The sequence below is a fragment of the Pseudomonas sp. S34 genome, assembly GCF_009866745.1.
Taxonomy (GTDB): domain Bacteria; phylum Pseudomonadota; class Gammaproteobacteria; order Pseudomonadales; family Pseudomonadaceae; genus Aquipseudomonas; species Aquipseudomonas jessenii.
Window position 1 is genome coordinate 1261231 of record NZ_CP019398.1, and the last position, 25111, is coordinate 1286341.

Sequence of the window (25111 nt, forward strand, 5' to 3'; positions counted from 1 at the left end):
AGCCTGTTCGCGATGACGGACTTACAGTCAACGCTGTTTATCGCCCAAGCCATTCATTCAGACCATTCCCACAAGACTTTCAGCTTGCTCGTCGGAAGCCCGATCTCTAGCCTTTGCTCGTCGCTGTCAATTCAGCGACCGGGACTGCAAGCCCGCCAATAGTTTGTTAGGCGCCCACTGGCGCACCTATAATCGTGGCGCTTTTTTAGCGACCACCGATTTATGGTGGCTGTGTGCGGGAGATCTTCGGATCTGCCGAGGTTGCCTAACGACTCGGTCTTGCAGACCTGCACACAGCTGCCACCCATCATCTGCAAGTGATGCTGGCTGCTCCAACTTTCGTTAGGAGCTTCACAATGATCAAACCCAGCCCAAACCCCCCGGCTTCAGAAACCGCAGAACATATCGGCGCTTCAAGTCGCCCCTGCCCAATTTTCACCATCCGCCCAGACGTCGATTCCGAAACCCTGCTGGTCCACGCCTACGAAACCCTCGCCTCAGCCAACGTGATGGCGACCGAACTGTCGTCCATCCTGACCGGCCCCACCTGCAATCTGGCACTCGGCATTCAGCAGATGATCGTCCTGGCGCAGCTATCAGTGAATCGCGTCCTCGATCAGCTGGATCCGCAGCAATAGTCAAAGGAAAAAGCCCGCTGAACCTGTACCAACCAGCGGGCCTTCATTGTTCCTACATTGATCTCGGACCCGTCTGATATTGAGGCTAAAAAGCTCAGGTGTTGTACTCAGAGCCAAGTTTCACGCATGTTTGAGACAGCGCCATGAAAAATCCACCCACATTGAGAGGCCGGTCCGATCCGGTGTTTGATCGGCTGTTGCGATCGCCCCACAAGGAACGCCTTTCGGAGTACCTCGCCTTGCTCAAGCCCCTGGACGATCAGGGGCGTTACCTGCCGTTCGATTCATTGCGCTACCGCTGGGCGCCCGGGCTGGATTCGAACCTGTGCTGGGCCTTGGTCAAGAAAGCGCGGACTGCACAGTATTCGAGCCTTTTGCCTTTGGGTGAACCGGCCTGCTGGCTGAAGTTCATGCTGACGCCGCAGGCGCAAAAAGCCATTTCCGTAGTGGATCGTCAGGCGACAACCGCAGTGCTGGAATACATGACCGGCCAGATTGGCGAGCGCGCTCATTTCAGCTATTTGCTCAATGATCTGATCGAAGACGAGGCCATCAGCAGCAGCCAGCTTGAAGGTGCGGCCACCACGACGCGGGTGGCCAAGGACATGCTCAAGCGCCATCGTTCGCCGCGCACACCGGATGAACGAATGGTCATCGGTAACTTCAAGATGATGAACTTCGCCTGGGAGCAGCGTTACGAGCCACTGAGCGTTGAGCTGATTGCGGCCATGCATCGAGTTGGCGTCGAGGGTATCGACGATTCGCAGTACTCGCCTGGAGCATTCAGGACCAACGATGACGTCGTAGTCCAGGATGGCGAGGGCAACACCGTGCATTCGCCACCACCTGCAACAGGGCTCGTGTCACGTTTGCAGGGGCTGGCGAAGTGGATCAATCAACCCCACAACAACCCTCATCAAGCGGACTACCTTCATCCATTGATCAAAGCCATCGCGCTGCATTTTGTCTTGGGTTACGAGCATCCTTTTCGCGACGGCAACGGTCGGGTAGCGCGTGCGTTGTTTTACTGGTTCATGTTCAAAAATGACTACTCGGCGTTTCGCTACATCGCCATCAGTGTTTTGTTGCGCAATGCGCCGTTGAAGTACGGGCGGTCGTATTTGAATACCGAAGCGGATGAGCTGGATCTGACGTACTTCATCGATTTCCAGTGTTCGGTGGTGTTGCGGGCTGTGGGCAGTTTTACCGGGACTTATCGGAAAAGTCTGGACGATGCTGAGCAATTTGATTGCTGGTTGCGTGAAAGTGGTTTTCTCGACCAGCTCACCGAGAAACAGCGGGCATTGTTTCAGGTAGCCAGGAGCGGAATGGCCAAGGAGTTCACGGCGGTCAATGTGAAGGAAAATCTCGGTTGCTCTTACAACACGGCATCAGCCACGCTAAATGGGCTGGTCGCGTTGAAGTTGTTCGAGAAACGCAAGATGGGGCGCGAGTGGGTGTTCTTTCTAAGACCCGTATCAGCGGCCTGAACCTTTGTGGGAGCAAGACTGCTCCCACAGGTTTTGTGTAGCGGCTCAGAGCGTGCCAAACACTTTCTTCGCCAAACTGGTCGCTGCAGCCGCCGGGTTCTGGCGGATGGTTTCTTCCTGTTTGCCGATCATCTCGAACAAGCCATTCAGCGCCTGCTCGGTGACGTAGTTTTCGACGTTGGCGTTTTTCGCATCCACTACGCCCATGGTCGCCGCTTGCCCGGCGAAGGAGTTGTACTGCTGGGCCAGGCCAACCTTGTCGGTGGCTTGCTTGACGATGGGCAGGAACCTGGCGCGGATCTGTTCGCGGCTGGTCTTGTTCAGGTATTGGGTGGCCGAGTCATTGCCGCCGCTGAGGATGCCCTTGGCATCTTCCACGGTCATTTTCTTAACGGCATCGACCAGGATCGGCTGGGCCTGGGTCACGGCGGTTTCCGCCGCTTTGTTCATGCTGGCTTCCAGTTCATCGACCTGATCACCCATGCCGAACTGCTTCATTTTGCTGGCGACCTTGCCCAGTTTGCCCGGCAGTTCGATTTTTACGTCAGGGTTGTTGCTGAACCCGCCTGGGGTGCCAAGTTGTTTTACGGCCAGTTGCGCGCCTTGGGTCAGGGCGTCCTTGAGACCGCCGGTGGCGTCTTTTTGCGACAGGTCGCTGAGGGACAGCGCGAGTGCGCTCGCGGAAATCATCAGGCCTGCGCACAGGCCGGCAAAGCGAAGGGTAGGGCGGAGCATGAGAGCTTCCTTGTTCGAAGAATGAATTTAGCGGACTGCGTCGACGCGGATTTTCAGGAGCTGCGGGTCTTTGCCATCGAGTTGCACGGCATGATGTTCAGTGGTGATGAACAGCAACTTGCCGTCAACTTCAATGCGCGCGCTGACGGAGTAGCGATGACCCGGTTTGACCTGGCCGGATCGTAACTCAGATGGAATGGCAGGGGCACCTGGCCTTTGACCTGAGACTTCTGTTCGTCGATGACCACTGCCGGCGCGTCGGCCAGGGACACGTCCTGCAAGCTCACGCTCAGGATGGCGGTGGGGGGCAGGGCGCTGCGTTGCAAGTAAAAGACTTCGCCGTCGAGGCTGGCCTTCGGAGCAGATTGCATGGATTGACAGGCGCTTAGCAAGACAGCAAGTCCGAGTAGGGAGAGTTTTTTCATGAGGCGGATCCTTGTCATTGGCGTTTAAAAAAGATCGGCGCCGACATTCGCCAGTTTGCAGATAAAAACTTTACCATCCAGCGATACTTCAAGTCCGGATGTTGGGTGTTGCCAGGCCGTTTTCGTCGATAGTCTTTTCAGCCAGCGTCACAGACAACTTTGAATTGGCGGGTTAACCAATTCCGGGCATCCAGTTTTTTTCGACTGCAATGCAGTCCACGGGACTCAAGAAGATGTCGGTATCTTCTTGGGCAATTGGTTTGTAGTGTGAATAAAACGGAAATAGCCATGCTTTCCGTCAATTATAAGGAAAATGTCAGGTTTCAGGTGCTATTGCTGTTTTCGCCGCATCAATTGTCCAATGACCGGCGTGTCCAACTCAGGCCGTGTTGGACACGTGGTGTCGTTGGCACCTGGAGGCGCCAACGACAATTTCAGCAAAACTGCCGGTTATGCGCCTGGCGAAACACTAACGATGCTCACCACCACATCTTTGACCCACAAAAACTCCGCGCTCAAATCCAGCGGGGCATGTTCCGTGGAGGTGAAGACCACTTGGTCTTCATAGAGGATGCTTGCACTGATGGAGTAGGTGTGCCCGTACTGCAGTTTTGCAAGCTCGCAACTCAATGTGTAGTCCATGCCATTTTGATTCACATTGGAATAGATCTCTGTAGCCAGTGTTTTTAGAGCATTTGGCTGAGTGACATCCACTAAGCTGACATGGAGGGTCGAGCCAGGCAGAAGGCCAACTTTTTCGAGATAAATCACGTTGCCGGTAATTTCTTTTTCGCTATTCATATTGACTTCCTTTTCAAAGAATCGTCGGTATTGACGAGTGCTAACCATAGAGTCGATACCAAAATTTTTATGTAGGGTAATTCCTGCAATCCGGGACGAAGAGTGGGTTTGATCTGGGAGGAACTTTCTTACTTCTGCCAAATACTCGAGGGGCATAGTGGCGTTACCAACTCCGCCGCATCTTCACTGCGATGTAACGCAAAAAAAAGCCGCTGGCCTTCACAGGTTCAGGGGGGGCTCTGGCGTTGCCGTCAGTTAAAAATTACAACGTCCCAAATATCTTCTTCGCCAAACTGGTCGCAGCCGCCGGGTTCTGGCGGATGGTTTCTTCCTGTTTGCCGATCATCTCGAACAAGCCATTCAACGCTTGCTCGGTGACGTAGTTTTCGACGTTGGCGTTTTTCGCATCCACTACGCCCATGGTCGCCGCTTGTCCGGCGAACGAGTTGTACTGCTGGGCCAGGCCAACCTTGTCGGTGGCTTGCTTGACGATGGGCAGGAATTTGGCGCAGATCTGTTCGCGACTGGTCTTGTTCAGGTATTGGGTGGCCGAATCGTTGCCGCCGCTAAGGATACCCCTGGCGTCTTCCACGGTCATTTTCTTCACGGCATCGACGAGGATTGGCTGGGCTTGGGTGACTGCGGTTTCCGCCGCCTTGTTCATGCTGGCTTCCAGCTCATCGACCTGATCACCCATGCCGAACTGTTTCATCTTGCTCGCGACTTTGCCCAGTTTGCCCGGCAGTTCGATTTTCACGTCCGGGTTGTTGCTGAAGCCGCCCGGGGTGCCGAGTTGTTTTACGGCCAGTTGCGCACCCTGGGTCAGGGCGTCCTTGAGATCGCCGGTGGCGTCTTTCTGCGACAGGTCGCTGAAGACAGTGCGAGTGCGCTCGCGGAAATCATCAGGCCTGCGCACAGGCCGGCAAAGCGAAGGTTAGGGCGGAACATGGCAGCTTCCCTGTTAAAAAATGAATTAGCGAACGGCGTCGACGCGGATTTTCAGTGGCTGTGGATCACTGCCATCAAGCTGTACGGCGTGGTGTTCGGTGGTGATGAACAGCAACTTGCCGTCAACTTCGATGCGCGCGCTCACCGAGTAGCGATGACCCGGCTTGACCTGGGCGGGATCGTAACTCAGATGGAATGGCAGAGGCACCTGTCCTGTGATCTGGCCCTTCTGTTCGTCAAGGACCAAGGCTGGCGCGTCGGCCACCGATACATCCTGCAAGCTGACACTCAGCGTGGCAGTGGGTGGCAGCGCAATGCGTTGCAAGTAAAAAACTTCACCATCGAGTGATATTTCAGGCGCGGGCGAAGGCGTTTGGCAGGCTGTCAGCAAGGCAAGCGAGGCGAGCAGAGTCAATTTTTTCAAAAGTATTTCCGTGTAGAAAGCGCCAGTAGAGTACTGGCGCCTGTGGGATGACGTAAGCGGCGTTTTCGCTAAGCGTCGATCTGTACGTTGAATTCAGCCACCGAAAACCGGGGGCTGAACAATTTCAGGCATTAGTATCAATTTCGCCGGTTTAAGACCCAGCGACAGTCGGTGCTGACCATGGCTCTCGAATGAGCCGGTCAGTGCGTAAAGTTGGCCTGGCTTGATCATGGACGGGTCATATTTCACGTAGATGGGGGTGATTTGCGCGGTCAGGCCTACACCCTCACTAATAGTGATCTCAGCCTGGTCATCGGTAGTCATTTCAATCAATTTAACAAACAGCTTTGAGTCAGCAGGGTAACCAATTCGGGGCATCCAGGACTTTTCCACAGCGATGTAGCCCACAGGGCTCAAGTGAATGTCCGTATCGTGATCGCCTCCCGCCCACCAGAAATTCTGCTCCAGATCCAGGAGCAGTGCGGTCCCTTGATGGGAGATTTTTACATTGATGGAGAAGCGGCTTCCGATTTTGTTCAACTCAGAATCGACCATAACCGGGAAGCTGAGCGGACGCGTCGATGGAAGTTGGTTGCTCCCCCACCGGCTGTGAAGTCTGGGCGCATCCCTGTTGGTAATGTCTTGTACTCGAATGCTTATTTCGCAGGCCTCCGGTAGTTCAAAGTCTGGAGGAAAGTGCAGGAAGGTATTGATTGTATGTTGGGGCATGATGATTTCCTTATCAATGGACTCGTCGGAAATGACGAGCGCTGAGCATATCTCCCGGGTATTCGAGCGTTATGTAGGAGGCGTTCGCTAGATGAAAGCGAATTGATGACGGGAAGTGTCAGCAAGCGTCCTTGCTTCTGACATATTAATGGGTCATACCCGCTCGACAAGGTCGGCTGCATCTTCACTGCGATGCAACGCCACCTGCCGGATCGACAAGCGAATCTCCGCCGGCAACACCCGCTTGGCCGCGCCTTCAGCCAGTTCACCGAGCAGTTCGTGATAACTCAGCTTGCCCGCTTCATCGCGCTTGAGCACCTCAAGGTCGAGCATGGTCTGGATGAAGTGGCGAAACAGGCTCTTGTCGAAGAATTCCGGGGCGTTCAGGCCATGCAGGATCGACAGGCGTTGGGCCATGACCGTGCACAGGTCTTCCAGTTCTTCGGCGCTGATGCTGTTCTGGCCGCTGTTGAGCAGCAGGGATACGGTCATGTAGAAGCGCTGCAAGGTCTGGGCGATGCTTTTCGACAGCAAGGTCAGCAGCACGAAATGCCGCGAGCTTGGCGCCGGGCGCAAGTACACGTCGTTCTCGAAGCGCAGCAGGCCTTGCTCGACGAACGCCTCCAGCCATTGATCGATCACCGCATCCAGTTCGTCCAGTGACCAGCGAATGAACAGCTCCGCTTGCAGGTAGGGATACAACGCGCGGGTATAGCGCAGGATCTGTTCGCGACTCATGCGCGAGGCGCTCTGGAAGAAGCTCGCCAGCAACGCCGGCAGCGCGAAGATGTGCAGTACGTTGTTGCGGTAGTAGGTCATCAGGACGGCGTTTTGTTCGTCCAGATAGAGAATCTTGCCCAGGGCATCGCTTTGCTCGGACAGCAGGTCCATGTCCTTCACATGCTCGATCAACGCCCGGCCATCGCCTTCCGGCAAGGTGGTGTGTGGCGAATAGGGGACCTTGCGTAGCAGCGCCAGGTACAGATCCAGCACACGCGCCATGGCCCGGTCATCCAGCGCCAGTCGGGTGGTCGACAGCAGCGCCAGCGCCACCAGGTTGACCGGGTTGATCGCCGCCGCTTCGTTGAGATGCTGTGCGACTTTCTCGCCGAGGCGGTTGGTGGTTTCGTTGAGCCAGGCCGGTCTGAACTGCGGGCCGAGTTCCTGTTTGCGCCAGTCCGGCTGTTCGCTGTCGAGGAATTCCGCCAGTTTGATCGGCTCACCGAAGTTCACCGCCACCTGGCCGAAGCGCTGCTTGAGTGCGCCAATGACTTTGAAAATATCGAAGATCGACTCTTTTTTCTTGGCCGCACCGCGCAGTTCGCCGAGGTAGGTCCGGCCTTCCAGCACACGCTCATAGCCGATGTACACCGGCACGAAGACGATGGGCATGCGCGACGAACGCAGGAAGCTGCGCAGGGTGATCGCCAGCATTCCGGTTTTTGGTTGCAGCATGCGCCCGGTGCGCGAGCGGCCACCCTCGACGAAATACTCCACCGGGAAGCCCTTGGTGAACAGGGTGTGCAGGTATTCGTTGAACACCGAGGTGTACAGCGGGTTGCCCTTGAACGTGCGGCGCATGAAGAACGCACCGCCGCGACGCAGCAGGCCGCCGATCACCGGCATGTTCAGGTTGATGCCCGCGGCAATGTGCGGCGGGGTCAGGCCGTTGCGGAACAATAGATAGGACAGCAGAAGATAGTCGATGTGGCTGCGATGGCACGGCACGTAGATCACTTCGTGACCCTGGGCGACCTTCTGCACGCCTTCGATGTGGTTGACCTTGATGCCGTCGTAGATCTTGTTCCAGAACCAGCTCAGCACCACTTCCATAAAACGGATCGCAGTGTAGGTGTAGTCCGAGGCGATTTCGTTGCCGTAGCGTAACGCTTGAGCTTTGGCTTTCTCTGGCGAGATGTTCTCGCGCTCGGCTTCGTCGAGGATCGCTTGTTTGACCTGTGGCTGGTTCAGCAGGCCTTTGACCAGGTTGCGGCGGTGGGAAATGTCCGGGCCGATCACCGCAGCCTTCAGGTTGCGAAAGTGAACCCGCAGGATGCGCTGGGCCATGCGTACGGTGCGCTCGTGACCCTTGTCGTGCTCGATCAGTTCGCGCAGGTGGATCGGCGCGGAGAACTGCACGCGGGTCTTGCGTCCCAGGACGATGACGCTCAGTAACCGACGCAGACGCCCGGTAACGGCCCAGCTGTCGGCGAACAGGAGCTTCCATGGGCTGTTTTCGCTGTCCGGCGACTGCCCCCAGAACACGCTGACCGGAATGATCTGCGCATCTTCGGCGGCGTTCTGGCTCAGGGCGCTGACCAGGCGGGTCAGTGTCGGCGGCGCTCCGCGCTTGTCCTGGCGGCCGAGCCAGTCCGGGTCCGGCGTCAGGTAGAAGAACGCGGCAGGTTCCAGCAGATTGCCCACCGAAACCGGCAGCACCGGACGCGGCAGACCGGCCTTGCTGCATTCGGTGTCGACCACGGCAAGGTCGGTCAGCGAAGGGTTTTGCAGGACGTAGAACACCGGACGACTGCGGTCGAGGTCAAGGGTGAACGACGACTGGTTGATCGTCTCGGAGCGAACCCAGAGGTACAACAGTCGGCGCAGGGTGCCAAACACAAGACGGCGGAACGGGGAGCGGGTCATACGGCTTCTGCGTGAGTGGAAAAAACCAAGCGTTTGCTCGGGCGGTCGATAGTGTGCCGGATTCGTCGAAAATCGGCAAAAAAGCGTGGAAGTAAACTCCTGTTGAGAGTTTTAACGTCTGTCATATACTCGGCGCTCTGTCGCCGTTGCCCTCATGGGACCGGTATGCGCAGGCTGACGTTCCCGAGGCTTTCCTGCGAAAAGCCCGACCAATAATAAAAAGGGAGTATGAACAAATGGCAACACGCGAAACCGGCAACGTGAAGTGGTTCAACGACGCCAAGGGCTACGGCTTCATTCAGCGCGAGGACGGGGTGGATGTGTTCGTGCATTACCGCGCGATTCGCGGTGAAGGCCACCGTTCGCTGACCGAAGGCCAGCAGGTTGAATATGCGGTGGTGGAAGGGCAGAAGGGGTTGCAGGCTGAGGATGTGGTGGGGTTGTAATCCACTCTTCAGATCACGCAAAACTACTGTGGGAGCGGGCTTGCTCGCGAAAGCGGTGTGTCAGTCAAAGCTGATGTCGACTGATGTACCGCTTTCGCGAGCAAGCCCGCTCCCACATTTGGTCGGTGCCGCTTGTTGTTAAGCAGTTTTCCAGGTGATTTCTTCTTCACCATCGGCGCTGATGCGGATCCAGCGGTCCGCCGTCTCTTCACCTTCTTCCTCGACCCAGGTGCCCGGTGCACAACGCACTTCCACGTTGAGCGCGGCAAACGCGGCGCGGGCGCAGGCGATGTCGTCGTCCCATGGGGTCTGGTCGCTTTCCAGATACAGGCTGTTCCATTTGCCGACCGCTTTTGGCAGCCAGGTCACTGGCACGTTGCCAGCCTTGCACTTGTAGGTCTGGCCCTTCTGGACCCAATCGGTGCACGGACCCAATGCCGCACCGAGCCAGGCGGCAATGGCTTTGTGGTCGACGTCGGCGTCTTTCAGGTAAATCTCGATATCGGGTTGGCGCATGGATGTCCTCACTGCGGGTCTGAAAAATCCATTCGCGGATTTAGCCGGTCTTGAGCATTTGCCCGAGACCAAAAATTAAGGTTATTGAAGTACGAAATAATCGTAGCGCATCGATACGGTGACCTCGAACGGCTCGGCCTGCTCGATAACGGCAGCACGGCGCTCGGCACTGGCGCGCCAGCCGTGGGGCGTCATGGCCAGCAGGTTCGCCCGGTCCTGACCGCTTTCCAGCGTCAGTTTGAATTCCAGGGTTTCGCTGTGGGCCAGCGCCATGCCTTCCGGCACCAGGGCCAGGTGCTTGTCGTCAGTGTATTCACGGACTTCGTCGTACAGCCGCTCACGCAGTTCCATCAGGTGGCCGCTGGTCGGCCCGACTTTCATCAGGCCACCGCCAACACTGAGCAGGCGTTTGGCTTCTTCCCAATCCAGCGGGCTGAAGACGCTGGCCAGGAACTGGCAACTGCCGGAAGCCAACGGCACCCGCGCCATGCTGGCGATCAACCAGGTCAGCTGCGGGTTGCGTTTGCAGGCGCGTTTGACCGCTTCCCGGGAGATGTCCAGGGCATAACCTTCGGCATCTGGCAGTGCCTCGGCGATTTGCGCGGTGTAGTAACCCTCGCCACAACCGATGTCCAGCCAGTGCTGTGGTGCATAACTGGCAGCCAGCTCCGCCAGACGCTTGGCCACCGGGGCGTAGTGCCCGGCATTCAGGAAGTCGCGACGGGCTTCGACCATTGCCTGGTTATCCCCAGGGTCACGGCTGTTCTTGTGCTGCACCGGCAACAGGTTCAAGTAACCCTGGCGCGCACGGTCGAAACGATGCCCGGCGGGGCAGGCTACGCCGTTGTCCACCGCATTGAGCGGCTCACTGCAGATCGGGCACGCAAGCATCAGGCGAGCAACTTGATCAGGGTCTGGTAGTAGATTTCGGTCAGCACGTCGAGATCGGCTGCCAGCACGCGTTCGTTGACCTGGTGGATGGTCGCGTTGACCGGGCCCAGCTCAACAACCTGGGTACCCATGGTCGCGATGAAGCGGCCATCGGAGGTACCACCGCTGGTGGACGCTTTTGTTTCGCGACCGGTGATGTCCTTGATGCTCGCCGACACCGCGTCGAGCAGTGCGCCTGGTTCGGTGAGGAACGGCAGGCCGGACAGCGCCCAGTCGATGTGCCAGTCCAGGCCATGCTTGTCGAGGATGTCGGCGACGCGCTTTTGCAGGCCTTCGACCGTCGATTCGGTGGAGAAACGGAAGTTGAACACCGCCACCAGGTCACCCGGGATCACGTTGGTCGCACCGGTGCCGGAGTTGACGTTGGAGATCTGAAAACTGGTCGGTGGGAAGAAATCGTTGCCGTGGTCCCAGTGCTCGGCAGCCAGTTCGGCCAGGGCCGGGGCAGCGAGGTGGATCGGGTTCTTGGCCAGGTGCGGGTAGGCCACGTGGCCTTGCACACCGCGCACGGTCAGCTTGGCGCCGAGGGAGCCGCGACGACCGTTCTTGACCACGTCACCCACCAGGGTGGTGCTCGACGGTTCGCCGACGATGCACCAGTCCAGACGTTCCTTGCGCGCGGCGAGGCGTTCGACCACGGCCTTGGTGCCGTGGTGCGCCGGGCCTTCTTCGTCGCTGGTGATCAGGAAGGCGACTTTGCCCTTGTGATTCGGGTAGTCGGTGACAAAACGCTCGGAGGCGACGGTCATGGCGGCGAGGCTGCCTTTCATGTCGGCGGCGCCACGGCCGCAGAGCATGCCGTGTTCGTCGATCAGCGCGTTGAACGGTTCGATCTGCCAGGCCGCCACCGGGCCGGTCGGGACCACGTCGGTGTGGCCGGCGAAGCACAGCACCGGACCGTCGTCCTGGCCGTGTGTGGCCCAGAAGTTATCCACATCTTCGATGCGCATCGGTTCCAGGGTGAAACCGGCATCGCCCAGGCGCTGCATCATCTGCTTCTGGCAATCGGCGTCGATCGGCGTCACGGACGGACGGCGGATCAGGTCGATGGCGAGTTGGAGGGTCGGCGAAAGGTCGGCGTGGGCCGTCATGGAAAACTCCGGAATCATTAGATATGGGCTTTGGCTTTTAATGTGGGAGCGGGCTTGCTCGCGAATGCGGTGTGTCAGTCAACATACTCCTCGACTGTTACAACGCATTCGCGAGCAAGCCCGCTCCCACAGGAATTGTGTGCGGTCAGTACGACCTGTATCACGCCAAGCCCTGCAAAATGGCGCTTATCTTAAAGCAAAACGGCGACCATTGGCCGCCGTTTAGTGCATCCGCGCAGATTTAGACGACAGGTGCCGTTTCAGGCTCGGCGGCCGGTTTCGGCAGCGACGACAGGAACGCCATGATCAGCGCCGCGACGTACGGCAGCGACTGCACCAGCAGCATGGTGACCCAGAAGCGCATGTCGTTGCTCGGCATGCCGTTCACCAGGTAGATCCCCAGGGCCGCGCTCCACAACAGCAGCATGATGAACATCTCTTCCCGGGCTTCGGAAATCGCCACCCAGAAGCCGTGGTTGTCGGCATTCTTCGGCGTACGGAAGAACGGAATGCTGCTGGTGAAGAAGCCGTACAGCACCGCTTTGGCGATGGTGTGGGACAACGCCAGACCGGCCAGCGCCGCGCAGAAGGCGTCCTTCAGATTCACCCCGACCGCACGACGGTAGAGGAAGATGATCTTGGCGACCTTGAACACGAACAACGCCAATGGCGGGATTGCGAAGATCAGCAGCGGCGGATCGACCCGTTGCGGCACGATGATCATCGCCGCCGACCACAACAGCGCGCCGACGGTGAAGAAGATGTTCATGCCGTCCGCCACCCATGGCAACCAGCCCGCGAGGAAGTGGTAGCGCTGGCCACGGGTCAGCTCGGTGTCCTTGCCGCGCAGCAGGCTGGCGGTGTGGCGCTTGATGATCTGGATCGCTCCGTAGGCCCAGCGGAAACGCTGTTTCTTGAAGTCGATGAAGGTATCGGGCATCAGGCCCTTGCCGTAGCTGGTGTGGTAGTACGCTGCCGACAGGCCTTTTTCGAATACCCGCAGGCCCAGTTCGGCGTCTTCGCAGATGCACCAGTCGGCCCAGCCCAGTTCTTCGAGCACCGAGCGACGGGTCATGGTCATGGTGCCGTGCTGGATGATCGCGTCGCGGTCGTTGCGGGTGACCATGCCGATGTGGAAGAAGCCTTTGTATTCCGCGTAGCAGAGCTTCTTGAAGGTGCTTTCGTTCTGGTCGCGGTAATCCTGCGGCGACTGCACCACGGCGATTTTCGGGTCGGCGAAGTGCGGCACCATGTGCTTGAGCCAGTTCGGGTGCACGCAGTAATCGGAGTCGATCACCGCGATCACTTCGGCGTCCTTGGCGGTGTGCGGGATCAGGTAGTTCAGCGCGCCGCCCTTGAAGCCGGCCAGTGGTGCCACGTGGAAGAACTTGAAGCGCGGTCCGAGGGTTTCGCAATAATCGCGCACCGGTTCCCAGACCGCCGGGTCCTTGGTGTTGTTGTCGATGATCAGGACTTCGAAGTCCGGATAGTCGAGGTTGGCCAGGGCGTTGAGGGTCTGTTTGACCATCTCCGGCGGCTCGTTGTAGCAGGGCACGTGAATCGACACTTTCGGGCGGTAGCTGGAGTCGCCTTCCACCGGCAGGAACTCGCGCCGGCGCTTGTGCACCCACACCGCTTCGGCCAGTTCATGGGCTTCGGTCAGCAGCACGATAAACACCCCGAGCGCACCGAGGGCGAGCAAGAAGCCCACCGTCAGGCTGAACCAGGTGCTGTATTGCTGGCTGTAGTCGTAACCGATCCACACCAGCACCGAACCACACAGGAACGCAATGAAGGTCAGGAAGGTACGGCCACGCTGGCGCAGGGCCGAGCCGTCGATCATCAGCAGGGTCAGCGACAACAGCGCCAATACCACCGAACCAATGGCCAACACGCGCCATTGCGGAATCGCCACCACCGGGCCTTCGAAGTTGAACTTCTGCTGGCGCGCGGCGTTGAACACGCCCCAGTAGGCGCCGACGGAACCTTCGTCGCTGGCTTTCCACGGCTGGTCAAACGCTTCGATCACGAAGTAGTTGAAGCCCTGGCGATTGAGCTTGTTGACCAGGGTTCGCAGATAAATCGCCTGGTCCGCCGGAGAGGCGTCGGCGCCACCACGCATGCGGCCGTTGCTCGGCCAGCCCACCTCGGACAGCAGCAGTGGTTTTTTCGGGAACATCTTTTTCAGGTCGCGGGCGCGGTCGAGGACGAACTGCCCGGCCTTGTCCATCGGGACGAATTCCCAGTAAGGCAGGACGTGCGCGGCAATCAGGTCGACGTGCTTGGCCAGTTCCGGGTGTTCTTCCCACACGTGCCACTGTTCGGACGTGGTCACCGGCACTTTCACGGCGGCACGCACGCGATCGAGCATGACGCTGAGTTCCTGGGCGGTGATTTCCTTGCGGTAAATGGCCTCGTTGCCGACCACCACGCGAACCACGCTGCGCGAGGAGTTGGCGATTTCAATGGCGCGGGTGATTTCCCGTTCGTTGCGTTCCAGGTCCGGGCTGATCCAGATCCCTAGGGTCACCCGCAAGCCGAACTCTTCCGCCAGCTTCGGGATGTTCTGCAGCGTGCCATCGACCGAGTAGATGCGGATGTTGTCCGTCAGCTTGCTCATGATCTCCAGGTCGCGACGCATTTGATCGTCGGTCGGGAACTGGTCTTTCTGCGGGAACTGGCCCTGCTGGAATGGCGAGTACGAGAAGCCGGAGATCTGTTCAGGCCAGTTGGGGGCGGTGACCGGGCGGTTGATCAGCGCCCAGAAGCCGGTAAACAAGGCTGCGATGGCGAGCACCACGACCAGGTTGAGTCCAAATTTACGCGATGACATAGTTATTTCGGGTTCCAAAGACTGTGGAACGAAGGAACGGTTGGCGGTCGCCAAGGGGCGCGCATCCTACACCGGGCATTCTCTGGTCGTACAGCGGACAGGGAATTGCCGGACATTGGGCAATCCAAGTCGGTTTAAGTTCTTTCTTTAGAGCGTGTAGGACGAATCTTTGTTCGATTTAGTTTTCGTGGATGTTGCCCGTTCATAGCGCAATGATGCTCTTGGGCGTCGACGGCCCTATAATGCGCGCCGGTTTTTGGGGTAATGGTCATGAGTACAGAAGATCCGCGGTTTGCTGGCATCGCCCGCTTGTATGGCATCGAAGGCCTTGAGCGTCTGAAAGCGGCCCATGTGGCGATCGTGGGCGTCGGTGGCGTCGGTTCCTGGGCGGCGGAAGCCATGGCCCGTTGTGGCGTTGGCGAAATTTCGCTGTTCGACCTCGATGATGTCTGCGTCAGCAACGCCAACCGCCAGTTGCACGCGCTGGACAGCACGGTGGGCAAGCCCAAGGTCGAGGTGATGGCCGAGCGTCTGCGCGGGATCAACCCGGACTGCACGGTGCATGCGGTGCCTGACTTCGTCACCCGCGACACCATGGCCGAGTACATCACGCCGAACATCGACTGCGTGATCGACTGCATCGACAGCGTCAACGCCAAGGCCGCGTTGATCGCCTGGTGCAAGCGGCGCAAGATCCAGATCATCACTACCGGCGGCGCGGGCGGGCAGATTGACCCGACGTTGATCCAAGTCTGCGACCTCAATCGCACGTTCAATGATCCATTGGCGTCGAAGGTGCGCTCCACGCTGCGCCGCGACTACGGCTTCTCACGCACCGTGACCCGCCACTACAGCGTGCCGTGCGTGTTTTCCACCGAGCAACTGCGCTACCCGAAACCGGACGGCAGCATTTGCCTGCAGAAGAGTTTTGTAGGTGATGGCGTGAAGCTCGACTGTGCCGGCGGGTTTGGCGCAGTGATGATGGTGACGGCGACGTTTGGCATGGTCGCGGCGACCAAGGCTGTGGACAAGATTGTCGCGGGTGTGCGGCGGCCGGCGGAGCGGGTCAAGTCGCAGGCCTGAGGTTGTTGCTGATGGCCTCTTCGCGAGCAAGCCCGCTCCCACATTTGATCTTCAGTGAATACAGTTTTTGTGTACGACCGAAGTCCAATGTGGGAGCGGGCTTGCTCGCGAAGGCGATTAACCGGCCAACTCCCGCATTTGCTGAAGCACCGCATTCAAGCCATTGCTGCGGGACTCGGATAACTGCCGTCCCAACCCCAGCTGATTGAACCAGTCCGGCAAATCCACCTGTTGCAACTCGGCTGCGGACAAGCCGTTGACCCGCGCCAGCAGCAACGCCACCAACCCGCGAATCAACCGTGCATCACTGTTGGCGCTGAACTGCCAATGACCGTCGCGCAACTCGCCCACCAGCCACACCTGGCTTTCACAGCCGTGTACCCGATTGGCGTCGCACATTTGCGTGTCGCTCAACGCGGGCAGGCGCTCGCCCCATTGCATCAGCAGGCGCGCGCGTTGTTCCCAGCCTGCCGCTTTCTGAAAGATATCGAGTGCCGTCACGGCATCGGCAGGCAGTTTCATCGCAATAGCTCCAGCGCCTGATCCAGGGCTTCAAAGAACCGCTCCAGGTCTTCGGAATCGTTGTACAGCGCCAACGACACCCGAATCGCTCCGGCCAGTTCGAAGCGTTTGAGCAGCGGCATCGCGCAGTGGTGGCCGGCACGCACCGCGATCCCTTGTTCGGTCAGCAAATGCGCGAGATCGGAGTTATGCACACCCTCGACGGTGAAACTGGCCAGTGCCACTTGCGGCTTGCCCAACAGGCGAATGCCGTTGCGCGCCTCCAGGCCCTTGAGCAGACAGGCATGCAACGCAGCTTCATGGGCAGACACGGCGTCCTGATCGAGCCCGGCGAGGTAGTCCAGGGTCGCTCCCAGGCCGATCACGCTGGCAATCGGCGGCGTACCGGCCTCGAAACCCAGCGGTGCCGGGCGAAAGCGTGCGTCGTGATAATTGGCATCGAGCACCATTTCACCACCGAACTGCCAGGGACGCAGTTGTTGCAGTGCTGTGTTGCGCCCGAACAGCACACCCAGGCCATCGGGGCCGTAGAGCTTGTGGCTGGAGAACACATAGAAATCGCAGCCCAGCGCCTGCACGTCGTGGCGACCATGGACCACGCCCTGGGCGCCGTCGATCACGGTCAGGGCGTTGTGCGCCTTGGCCAGTGCCAGCAATTGCGGCAGCGGCTGCCATGCGCCAATCACGTTGGACAGCTGGCTGACCGCCAACAGACGCGTGCGTGCGCCGATCAAACCGGCGGCGGCTTCAAGGTCGATCACGCCGTCGGCATCCAGCGGCAGGATCACCAGTTTCAGGTCGCGACGGTGCGCCAGTTGCTGCCAGGGCAGCAGGTTGGCGTGATGCTCCAGGGCGCTGATGACAATCTCGTCGCCCGGATTGAAAAGATGTTCCAGGCCATAGGCCAGGAGATTCAGCGCGGACGTCGCGCCGTGGGTAAATATGATCTGCCCGCAATCGCCAGTATTGAGCCATTGCGCGACTTTGCGGCGGCTGTCCTCGAACGCCTGGGTGGCGTGGGCGCCGGGCAAATGCTGCGCCCGATGCACGTTGGCCGCGCCGTTGGCATAGTAGTGCGCCAGGGCATCGAGCAGGGCTTGAGGTTTTTGCGTGGTGGCAGCGTTGTCCAGATAGGTCTGGTCTTGCCGTTGCAGGGCGGCGATGGCCGGAAAATCGACACGCCAGGGGGAGAGAATCATCATGCTGTTCGGCCTATGCACTTGATCCCTGTAGGAGCGAGCTGGCTCGCGATGATCGCTTGGACGACACGGGCTGTCTGATGCCCCGCGTTATGGTTGACGTCCATCGCGAGCAGGCTCGCTCCTACAGGAACAGGGATCGTGTGGCTTAGTTGTGAGCGTGCAGCGCTTCGTTCAGTTCGATGGCCGATTTGTGGGTTTTGCATTCCACGGCACCGGTCTCCGAATTGCGACGGAACAGCAGGTCTGGCTGGCCGGCCAGTTCACGGGCCTTGACCACTTTGACCAGCTGATTGTTTTCGTCCAGCAGCGCCACTTTGGTGCCGGCGGTCACGTACAGGCCCGACTCGACGGTGTTGCGGTCGCCCAACGGGATACCGATACCGGCGTTGGCGCCGATCAGGCAGCCTTCGCCGACCTTGATCACGATGTTGCCGCCGCCCGACAGGGTACCCATGGTCGAGCAGCCGCCGCCCAGGTCCGAACCCTTGCCGACGAATACGCCAGCGGATACGCGGCCTTCGATCATGCCCGGGCCTTCGGTGCCGGCGTTGAAGTTGATGAAACCTTCGTGCATCACGGTGGTGCCTTCGCCCACGTAGGCACCCAGACGCAGGCGCGCAGCGTCAGCGATACGCACGCCGGCCGGAACCACGTAGTCGGTCATTTTCGGGAACTTGTCCACCGAGAACACTTCCAGCAGCTCGCCGCGCAGGCGGGCTTCGAGTTGCAGTTCGGCCAGTTCGCTCAGGTCGACAGCGCCCTGGCTGGTCCAGGCCACGTTCGGCAGCAGCGGGAAGATCCCGGCCAGGTTCAGGCCGTGTGGCTTGACCAGGCGATGGCTCAGCAGGTGCAGCTTGAGGTAGGCCTCAGGGGTGGACGACAGCTGGGCGTCTTCGGCCAGCAAGGTGGCAACCAGCGGTTTGTGGCTCTCGGCGAGGCGGGTCAGCAGTTTGCCTTGTACCGCGTCGATGCCTTTCACGGCTTCAGCCAGTTGCGCGGCCTGCGCGGTGGTGAAGGTGATGGCCTGGTTGCCTTCGCTGTAACCGAGGATCGGCGCAATGGCGGCGACCAGTTCGGCGGACGGGTTGAGCAGTGGCTGGGCGTAGAACACTTCCAGCCATGCGCCTTGACGGTTTTGAGTGCCGACACCAAAGGCCAGGCTGAACAGGGTAGTAGACATGTTGATACCTCTAGCAAATTGAAACGGGCTGCTTACTTGAGCGCGGCCGCGTAGATATCTGGCTTGAAGCCAATCAGGGTTCGGTCACCGAGATCAAGCACCGGGCGCTTGATCATCGAGGGTTGTGCGAGCATCAGTTCGATGGCTTTCGTCTGGTCGAGATCGGCTTTGCATTCGTCGTCGAGCTTGCGAAAGGTCGTGCCTGCACGGTTCAACACCACTTCCCAGCCGTGCTCGTTGCACCATTGGGTCAGGTGTTCACGGTCGATACCGACCGCTTTGTAATCATGAAAGTCATAACTGACAGCGTGTTCATCGAGCCAGGTGCGCGCCTTTTTCATGGTGTCGCAGGCTTTGATGCCGAAAAGGTGCAACGTTTTACTTGAAACGGTCAAGGAATTGCCCCCTTTGCAGGTGCCGTAAATAAAAGGTGACGGATTATGCCATGGAAGCGCAAATCCTGTGGGAGCGAGCTTGCTCGCGATGGCGCAATAACATTCAACATCCATGTCGATAGACCCTCCGCTATCGCGAGCAAGCTCGCTCCCACAGGGAATACGGTGCTCGGCGACCTGCGTGCGACATAGGTGCAAGGGTCGCCCGAAGTCTAAGCGGCTAATATGGCACTTCAATGCTGTCGATTGTCCGGGAACCACGCTTTATGCAAACCGCTTATACCGTTCTGATCCTGTTGATGCTGGTTGGCGTTTCGCGCCTGATCGGACGGGTGGTTCCGCTGCCGTTGCCATTGGTGCAGATTGCCGCTGGGGCCTTGCTTGCCTGGCCGACGCTCGGCCTCCATGTAGCCCTCGATCCCGAACTGTTCCTGTTTCTGTTCCTGCCACCACTGTTGTTCTCCGACGGCTGGCGCATGCCCAAACGCGAATTCTGGCACTTGCGCGGCCCGATCCTGACCCTGGCAGTGGGCCTGGTGCTGTTCACCGTGGTCGGCGCCGGGTATTTCATTCACTGGTTGCTGCCCGGTGTGCCGTTGCCGGTGGCGTTCGCCCTGGCAGCGGTGCTGTCACCGACGGATGCGGTGGCGGTGTCGGCCATTTCCCGCAACAGACTGCCGACGCCCTTGATGCACATCTTGCAGGGCGAGGCGCTGATGAACGACGCCTCGGGCCTGGTGACATTCAAGTTTGCCCTGGTGGCGGCGGTGACCGGTGTGTTCTCGCTGGCCAATGCCAGCCTGACGTTCGTGTTGGTCGCTGTCGGTGGCCTGGCGGTCGGGGTGGCTTTGAGTTGGCTGGTCGGCCGTCTGCGGGCGTGGATGATCGAGCGGGGCTGGGATGATCCGGCGACGCATGTGGTGTTCATGTTGCTGCTGCCGTTTGCGGCCTACGTGCTGGCCGAGCGCATGGAAGTGTCGGGCATCCTCTCGGCGGTGGCGGCGGGAATGATGCAGAGCTGGCTCGACCTGTTGCCGCGCCAGACCAACACGCGCTTGCTCAACCGAAGTGTCTGGTCGCTGCTGGAGTTCGCGTTCAACGGTTTGATCTTCCTGCTGTTGGGTTTGCAGTTGCCGGACATCATCAAGGCGGTGGCCAGTCACGAAACTTCGCTATGGCCGACGTTGTTGTATCGCGGGCTCGACGTGGTGGCGATTTTCCTGGTGCTGCTGGTTTTGCGGTTCGTCTGGGTGCAAAGCATCTGGCGATTGTCGGTACTGCTGCGGCGCTTGCGTGGCAAGGGTGAAGTGACCCGGGTGCCGACGGCGCGATCCTGTTGGTTGCTGACCGTGGGCGGCGTGCGCGGGGCCGTGACGCTGGCGGGTGTGATGTCGGTGCCGATGCTCATGGGCGAGAGCGCATTTCCCGAGCGCGATCTGCTGATTTTCATCGCCGCCGGGGTGATTCTGCTTTCGTTGATTGCGGCCTGCATCGCGCTGCCACTGTTGTTGCGTGGCATCGAAGCCAGTCCGGACGACAAGCGGCGCAACGAAGTGCGCGATGCCTGGCGCAAGACCGCCGAGGCGGCCATTCATGCGCTTGAGACAGAAGAGGTCAATCCGCAGGACGCCGCCCAGTCCGCACTGGCCGTCGAGCTCAAGGCGCGGATCATGTCCGAGTACCGACATCAGTTGGAGGTGTTCAACGACTCCGCTGAGGCGCAAGCCCTGGCGTTTCAGATGGATTTGCTGGAGCGGCGCTTGCGCTTGAAGGCGCTGCGGGCGCAGCGCCTGGAGTTGTACAGCCTCAGTCGTCATCACCAGATTGGTGATGACGTGTTGCGTGAGGTGTTGGGGGAGTTGGACCTGAGCGAGGCGAAACTCGGTCAGGTGAAGTAACACCTGCCCCCCGTGGGGGAGTTATTTGCGGCGCTGGATGAAATCGCGAATCCGCTCGGCGGCTTCAACGCACTCTGCCAACGGCGCAACCAGCGCCATGCGCACACGCCCGGCCCCTGGATTGACGCCATCGACGTCCCGCGACAGGTAAGAACCCGGCACCACGGTCACGTGCTCCTGCTCGAACAGGTCTCGGCAGAACGCAGCGTCGTCACCGGCGACATTCGGCCACAGGTAGAAACTGCCATCCGGACGCTGTACGTCCAGCACCGGGCTGAGGATTTCCAGCACCGCATCGAACTTCTCGCGATACAGCGCCCGGTTGGCGCGCACGTGCACTTCGTCATTCCACGCGGCTACGCTGGCCAGTTGGGTTTGAACCGGCATCGCACAGCCATGGTAGGTGCGATAGAGCAGGAAGCCCTTGAGGACGTCGGCATCACCGGCCACAAAGCCCGAGCGCAGGCCTGGCAGGTTCGAACGCTTGGACAGGCTGTGGAACACCACGCAACGCTTGAAGTCCTTGCGACCCAGTTCCGCGCAAGCGCTGAGCAGGCCTGGCGGCGGCGTTTGTTCGTCGAAGTACAGCTCGCTGTAGCACTCATCGGCGGCAATGACGAAGTCGTATTCGTCGGCCAGGGCGATCAGCTTTTTCAGGGTCTCGACCGGGATCAGGGCGCCGGTCGGATTGCCCGGAGAGCACAGGAACAGGATCTGGCAGCGTTGCCAGATGTCCGGCGATACGGCGTCGAAATCCGGGTTGAAGCCGTTTTCGTCCAGGCATGGCAGGTAATGCGGCTTGGCCCCGGCGAGGAACGCCGCGCCTTCGTAGATCTGGTAGAAGGGGTTCGGGCTGACCACCAGCGCATCATCGCCACGGTTGACCACGGTCTGGGTGAAAGCGAACAGCGCTTCGCGGGTACCGTTGACCGGCAGCACGTTGCGCGCCGGGTCGATCCAGCCCTTGGGCACATCGAAGCGACGCTCGCACCATGCCGCGATGGCTTCACGCAGCTCCGGGATACCGAGTGTGGTCGGGTACACGGCCATTTTTTCCAGATTGCCGGCCAGGGCCTCGGCGACAAAGCTTGGTGAACGGTGTTTCGGCTCGCCGATGGACAGCGCGATCGGACGCTTGTCCGGATTGGGCGTCACGCTGCCGAGCAGGGCGCGGAGCTTCTCGAACGGGTAGGGCTGGAGCTGGGACAGAGCGTTGTTCATGGTGGCCTCGTTCAATGTGGGAGCAGGCTTGTGTGGCGAGGGGGCTTGCCCCCGTTCGGCTGCGTAGCAGTCGTAAAACCATGGTGTGCGGTGTACCTGATACGCCGCGTTTGCAGGTTTTGGGGCCGCTCCGCGACCCAACGGGGGCAAGCCCCCTCGCCACAGGAAGTCCGTTGCCACAGGGGGAAATTTGTTGATTCAGATGCTGATGCGCGACAGTTTGATATCGGGTTCCTGGTTGACGCTCAGTTGTTCGACGATCGCATCCTGCAGGCGGCTGCACAGCAGCGGGTCGGACAACGGCTGATTGTTGGCGTCGGTGATGAAGAACACGTCTTCCACGCGTTCGCCGAGGGTGGCGATCTTGGCGTTCTGCAACGACAGATCGAACTCCAGGAAGATCGTGCCGATCCGCGCCAGCAGGCCCGGGCGGTCGGGCGCGGTGAGTTCCAGTACCGTCACCGGGCGCTGGGCGTCGTTGTGGATCGTCACTTGTGGTGCAAAGGCGAAATGCTTGAGCTGACGTGGCACCCGGCGCTGGATGATGGTCGGGTAGTTGTCCGGGTTGCGCAGGGCTTCGGTCAGACCCTCGCGGATCTGTTTGACCCGCGCCGGATTATCGCCAATCGAGTCGCCGTCGGTGTCGAGCACGATATAGGTGTCGAGGGTGAACTGGCTGCTGGAGGTGATGACCCGGGCGTCGTGAATGTTCAGGTTGAGCTGGTCCATCGTTGCCACGGTCACGGCAAAGAAGTCGTGCTGGTCCGGGGCATAGATGAAGATCTGCGTGCCACCTTCGAACTCGCGCTGGGTGGTTTCCTTGATCAGCACCAGTGGTCCGCCGTCGGCCGGTTGCTGGAGTATCGCGTCGCTGTGCCAGGCCACGTCGCCGGCGGTGTGGCGCAGGAAATAGTCATCACCCAACTGCGCCCACAACTGCTCGACATCGTCCGGGTCGGTGCCGCCGCGCACCAGGATATCCAGGGCGGCGCTCTGGGTCTGGCGGATCTGCTCTTCGCGATCCACCGGGTTCTCCAGGCCACGGCGCAGGGCGCGCTTGGTCTCGGTGTAGAGCTGGCGCAGCAGGCTGGCGCGCCAGGAGTTCCACAGGGTCGGGTTGGTGGCGTTGATGTCGGCGACAGTCAGCACATACAGGTAGTCGAGGCGGGTTTCGTCGCCAACGATCTGGGCGAAATCGTGGATCACCTGCGGGTCGGACAAGTCCTTGCGCTGGGCGGTGGTCGACATCACCAGGTGGTTTTGCACCAGCCACACGATCAGGCGACTGTCCCACGTGGGCAGTTGATGACGCTGGCAAAAGGCCTCGGCATCCACGGCACCGATGTCCGAGTGATCGCCATGCCGGCCTTTGCCGATGTCGTGGTACAGGCCGGCCATGTAGATCAGCTCGGGCTTGGGCAGCTTGCCCATGACTTTGCTGGCCAGCGGGAACTTTTCCGACACCTGGGTGTACTGCAACTTACGCAGGTGTTTGATCAGGTTCAGGGTGTGGGCATCGACCGTATAGATGTGGAACAGATCGTGTTGCATCTGCCCGACGATAAAACCGAATTCGGGCAGATAACGCCCAAGGATGCCGTAACGGTTCATTCGCCGCAGGTTGCGGTGGATGCCGATCTTGCATTTGAACAATTCGATAAACAGGCTGGTGTTGCGAATATCGTTGCGGAAGTCGTCGTCGATCAGGTGGCGGTGTTCCCGCAGCAGGCGAATGGTGTCGGCGCGCACACCCTTGATTTCGGGCTGCTGGGCCATCAGCACGAAGATTTCGAGCATGGCGAACGGCGTGCGGCGAAAGACGTTGTCGTTGCGTGCCTCGATGTAGCCGTCATGCAACTGGAAACGCGAGTTGATCGGCTGCGGTGGCGCTTCGTCTTCCGGTGCGAGGATGACTTCCTCGAAGTGCTGGATGATCAGGTCGCTGAGTTGGGCGATGCTCATGACCACCCGATAATACTGTTGCATGAAGTTTTCGATGGCTTGCTTGGCGTCGTCGCCTTTGAAGCCCAGCAGCCCGGCAATGGTGCGCTGGTGATCGAACAGCAGGCGGTCTTCGGCGCGGCCGGCCAGCATGTGCAGGGCATAGCGAACCTTCCACAGGAACTCCTGGGAGGAGGCGAGCAGGGCGTTTTCGCTCTCTACCAGGAATCCTTCGCCTGCCAGTGCCCGCAGGTTCAGGGTGCCGTACTCGCGACGGGCCACCCACAGAATCGTCTGGATATCCCGCAGGCCGCCGGGTGAGCCTTTGACGTTGGGTTCCAGGTTGTATTCGGTGTCGTTGTACTTGTGGTGGCGAGCCTTTTGTTCGGCATGCTTGGCCAGGAAGAAGTCCTTGCTCGGCCACATGTGCCCGGTGCTGGTGACATCCAGCATGCGCTGGCGCAAACGCTCGGGGCCCGCGATGGTGCGGCTTTCCATCAGGTTGGTGACGACCGTCAGGTCGGCGCGGGCCTCGACGGCGCATTCTTCGACCGAGCGAACGCTCTGACCGACCTCCAGGCCGATGTCCCACAACAGCGTCAGAAAACGCTCGATGGAATCGCGGAAAACCTCGTGGTCGGCGCTGTCCAGAAGGATCAGCAGGTCGATATCGGAATAAGGGTGCAATTCGCCACGGCCGTAGCCGCCGACCGCGACCAGCGCGATGTCGGCGTCCTCGCTCCAGCTGAACTGCTCCCAGGCCTTTTGCAGGATGTTATCGACGAACCAGGCGCGATCCTCGATCAGCCGGCGAATGTCCCGGCCATTGCGAAAACGCGTGTCGAGCACTTCGCGGGCCTGACGGATCGCCTTCTTGAAGGCCGCGATCGGGCTTGCCTTCAGGGCCAGTTCAGCCTGGAACTGGCCGCGGTCGAAGAGTTCGGGATCCACCTGCGGCATCGATTGGCTTTCCTTTCTATAGGCGATGTACGGTAG

Annotated in this window: 20 protein-coding genes and 2 pseudogenes; 5 read left to right on the plus strand and 17 right to left on the minus strand. The window is 59.8% G+C overall.

Going from position 1 to position 25111, the window contains the following annotated elements:
* Positions 1-356 precede the first annotated feature (356 nt).
* Together PspS34_RS05405 and PspS34_RS05410 are read left to right on the plus strand one after the other, a co-directional pair.
* Positions 357-638 carry a DUF6124 family protein gene (locus PspS34_RS05405; protein WP_154861820.1) on the plus strand — a complete coding sequence of 94 codons (282 nt, stop codon included), beginning with the start codon at positions 357-359 and terminating at the stop codon, positions 636-638.
* Positions 639-781: 143 nt separating this feature from the next.
* The gene (locus PspS34_RS05410; protein WP_154861819.1) at positions 782-2128 is read left to right on the plus strand and encodes a Fic family protein; all 1347 of its coding nucleotides are present in this window, start codon (positions 782-784) and stop codon (positions 2126-2128) included.
* Positions 2129-2173: 45 nt separating this feature from the next.
* Here the strand turns inward: PspS34_RS05410 and PspS34_RS05415 are convergent, their stop codons facing one another.
* The 7 genes and pseudogenes from PspS34_RS05415 to plsB all read right to left on the minus strand — a co-directional run bounded on the left by PspS34_RS05415 (position 2174) and on the right by plsB (position 8836).
* Entirely contained in the window at positions 2174-2863 is a 690-nt protein-coding gene (locus PspS34_RS05415; protein ID WP_150812889.1) for a DUF4197 domain-containing protein, read from the minus strand.
* A gap of 27 nt (positions 2864-2890) precedes the next feature.
* Positions 2891-3288, minus strand: a pseudogene (locus tag PspS34_RS05420) (YbaY family lipoprotein).
* A 450-nt stretch (positions 3289-3738) separates the two neighbouring features.
* Positions 3739-4089 (minus strand): YbaY family lipoprotein, encoded by a 351-nt coding sequence (locus PspS34_RS05425; RefSeq protein WP_159389528.1) that lies wholly within the window; start codon positions 4087-4089, stop codon positions 3739-3741.
* Positions 4090-4351: 262 nt separating this feature from the next.
* A pseudogene (locus tag PspS34_RS05430) lies at positions 4352-5037 on the minus strand (DUF4197 domain-containing protein).
* A 25-nt stretch (positions 5038-5062) separates the two neighbouring features.
* Positions 5063-5461 carry a YbaY family lipoprotein gene (locus tag PspS34_RS05435; protein WP_150812891.1) on the minus strand — a complete coding sequence of 133 codons (399 nt, stop codon included), beginning with the start codon at positions 5459-5461 and terminating at the stop codon, positions 5063-5065.
* A gap of 93 nt (positions 5462-5554) precedes the next feature.
* The gene (locus PspS34_RS05440) at positions 5555-6190 is read right to left on the minus strand and encodes a hypothetical protein (RefSeq protein WP_150812892.1); all 636 of its coding nucleotides are present in this window, start codon (positions 6188-6190) and stop codon (positions 5555-5557) included.
* A gap of 153 nt (positions 6191-6343) precedes the next feature.
* Entirely contained in the window at positions 6344-8836 is a 2493-nt protein-coding gene (gene plsB, locus PspS34_RS05445) for a glycerol-3-phosphate 1-O-acyltransferase PlsB (protein ID WP_150812893.1), read from the minus strand.
* A 236-nt stretch (positions 8837-9072) separates the two neighbouring features.
* Here plsB and PspS34_RS05450 point away from each other — a divergent pair, with 236 nt between their 5' ends.
* Positions 9073-9282 (plus strand): cold-shock protein, encoded by a 210-nt coding sequence (locus PspS34_RS05450; protein WP_007954750.1) that lies wholly within the window; start codon positions 9073-9075, stop codon positions 9280-9282.
* 138 nt (positions 9283-9420) lie between these two features.
* Here PspS34_RS05450 and PspS34_RS05455 read toward each other — a convergent pair whose 3' ends face one another.
* From PspS34_RS05455 to PspS34_RS05470, 4 genes are all read right to left on the minus strand, one after another.
* Positions 9421-9798, minus strand: coding sequence for a hypothetical protein (locus PspS34_RS05455; RefSeq protein WP_057716183.1), 378 nt, complete (start codon positions 9796-9798; stop codon positions 9421-9423).
* An 81-nt stretch (positions 9799-9879) separates the two neighbouring features.
* Positions 9880-10689 (minus strand): putative RNA methyltransferase, encoded by an 810-nt coding sequence (locus PspS34_RS05460; RefSeq protein ID WP_057716182.1) that lies wholly within the window; start codon positions 10687-10689, stop codon positions 9880-9882.
* Positions 10689-11840 (minus strand): succinyl-diaminopimelate desuccinylase, encoded by a 1152-nt coding sequence (gene dapE / locus PspS34_RS05465; RefSeq protein ID WP_057716181.1) that lies wholly within the window; start codon positions 11838-11840, stop codon positions 10689-10691. The genes PspS34_RS05460 and dapE overlap by 1 nt, the downstream gene beginning before the upstream one ends.
* 241 nt (positions 11841-12081) lie before the next feature.
* Entirely contained in the window at positions 12082-14673 is a 2592-nt protein-coding gene (locus PspS34_RS05470) for a glycosyltransferase (protein ID WP_154861818.1), read from the minus strand.
* Positions 14674-14937: 264 nt separating this feature from the next.
* Here PspS34_RS05470 and tcdA point away from each other — a divergent pair, with 264 nt between their 5' ends.
* On the plus strand, positions 14938-15756 hold the full coding sequence (gene tcdA, locus PspS34_RS05475; protein WP_154861817.1) for a tRNA cyclic N6-threonylcarbamoyladenosine(37) synthase TcdA: 819 nt from the start codon (positions 14938-14940) through the stop codon (positions 15754-15756).
* Positions 15757-15873: 117 nt separating this feature from the next.
* Here tcdA and PspS34_RS05480 read toward each other — a convergent pair whose 3' ends face one another.
* The 4 genes from PspS34_RS05480 to PspS34_RS05495 all read right to left on the minus strand — a co-directional run bounded on the left by PspS34_RS05480 (position 15874) and on the right by PspS34_RS05495 (position 19055).
* Positions 15874-16278: a SufE family protein gene (locus tag PspS34_RS05480; RefSeq protein WP_154861816.1), complete on the minus strand. Its 405-nt coding sequence runs from the start codon at positions 16276-16278 to the stop codon at positions 15874-15876.
* A complete protein-coding gene (locus PspS34_RS05485; RefSeq protein ID WP_150812897.1) occupies positions 16275-17480 on the minus strand; it encodes a cysteine desulfurase in 1206 nt (401 codons plus the stop codon). Before PspS34_RS05485 ends, PspS34_RS05480 begins: the two co-directional genes overlap by 4 nt.
* Before the next feature lie 145 nt (positions 17481-17625).
* The gene (gene dapD, locus PspS34_RS05490; protein WP_008019559.1) at positions 17626-18660 is read right to left on the minus strand and encodes a 2,3,4,5-tetrahydropyridine-2,6-dicarboxylate N-succinyltransferase; all 1035 of its coding nucleotides are present in this window, start codon (positions 18658-18660) and stop codon (positions 17626-17628) included.
* A gap of 32 nt (positions 18661-18692) precedes the next feature.
* Complete coding sequence (locus PspS34_RS05495; RefSeq protein WP_154861814.1) at positions 18693-19055, minus strand: ArsC family reductase; 363 nt, start codon at positions 19053-19055, stop codon at positions 18693-18695.
* Between the two features lie 266 nt (positions 19056-19321).
* On the opposite strand from PspS34_RS05495, the gene PspS34_RS05500 reads away from it, so the two are divergent.
* The gene (locus PspS34_RS05500) at positions 19322-20953 is read left to right on the plus strand and encodes a Na+/H+ antiporter (RefSeq protein WP_154861813.1); all 1632 of its coding nucleotides are present in this window, start codon (positions 19322-19324) and stop codon (positions 20951-20953) included.
* A gap of 21 nt (positions 20954-20974) precedes the next feature.
* On the opposite strand, the gene dapC is transcribed toward PspS34_RS05500, so the two are convergent.
* Both dapC and PspS34_RS05510 read right to left on the minus strand, forming a co-directional pair.
* A complete protein-coding gene (gene dapC, locus PspS34_RS05505; RefSeq protein WP_150812901.1) occupies positions 20975-22174 on the minus strand; it encodes a succinyldiaminopimelate transaminase in 1200 nt (399 codons plus the stop codon).
* 198 nt (positions 22175-22372) lie between these two features.
* Positions 22373-25075, minus strand: a complete 2703-nt coding sequence (locus PspS34_RS05510) for a [protein-PII] uridylyltransferase (protein WP_150812902.1) — start codon at positions 25073-25075, stop codon at positions 22373-22375.
* Positions 25076-25111: the final 36 nt, after the last annotated feature.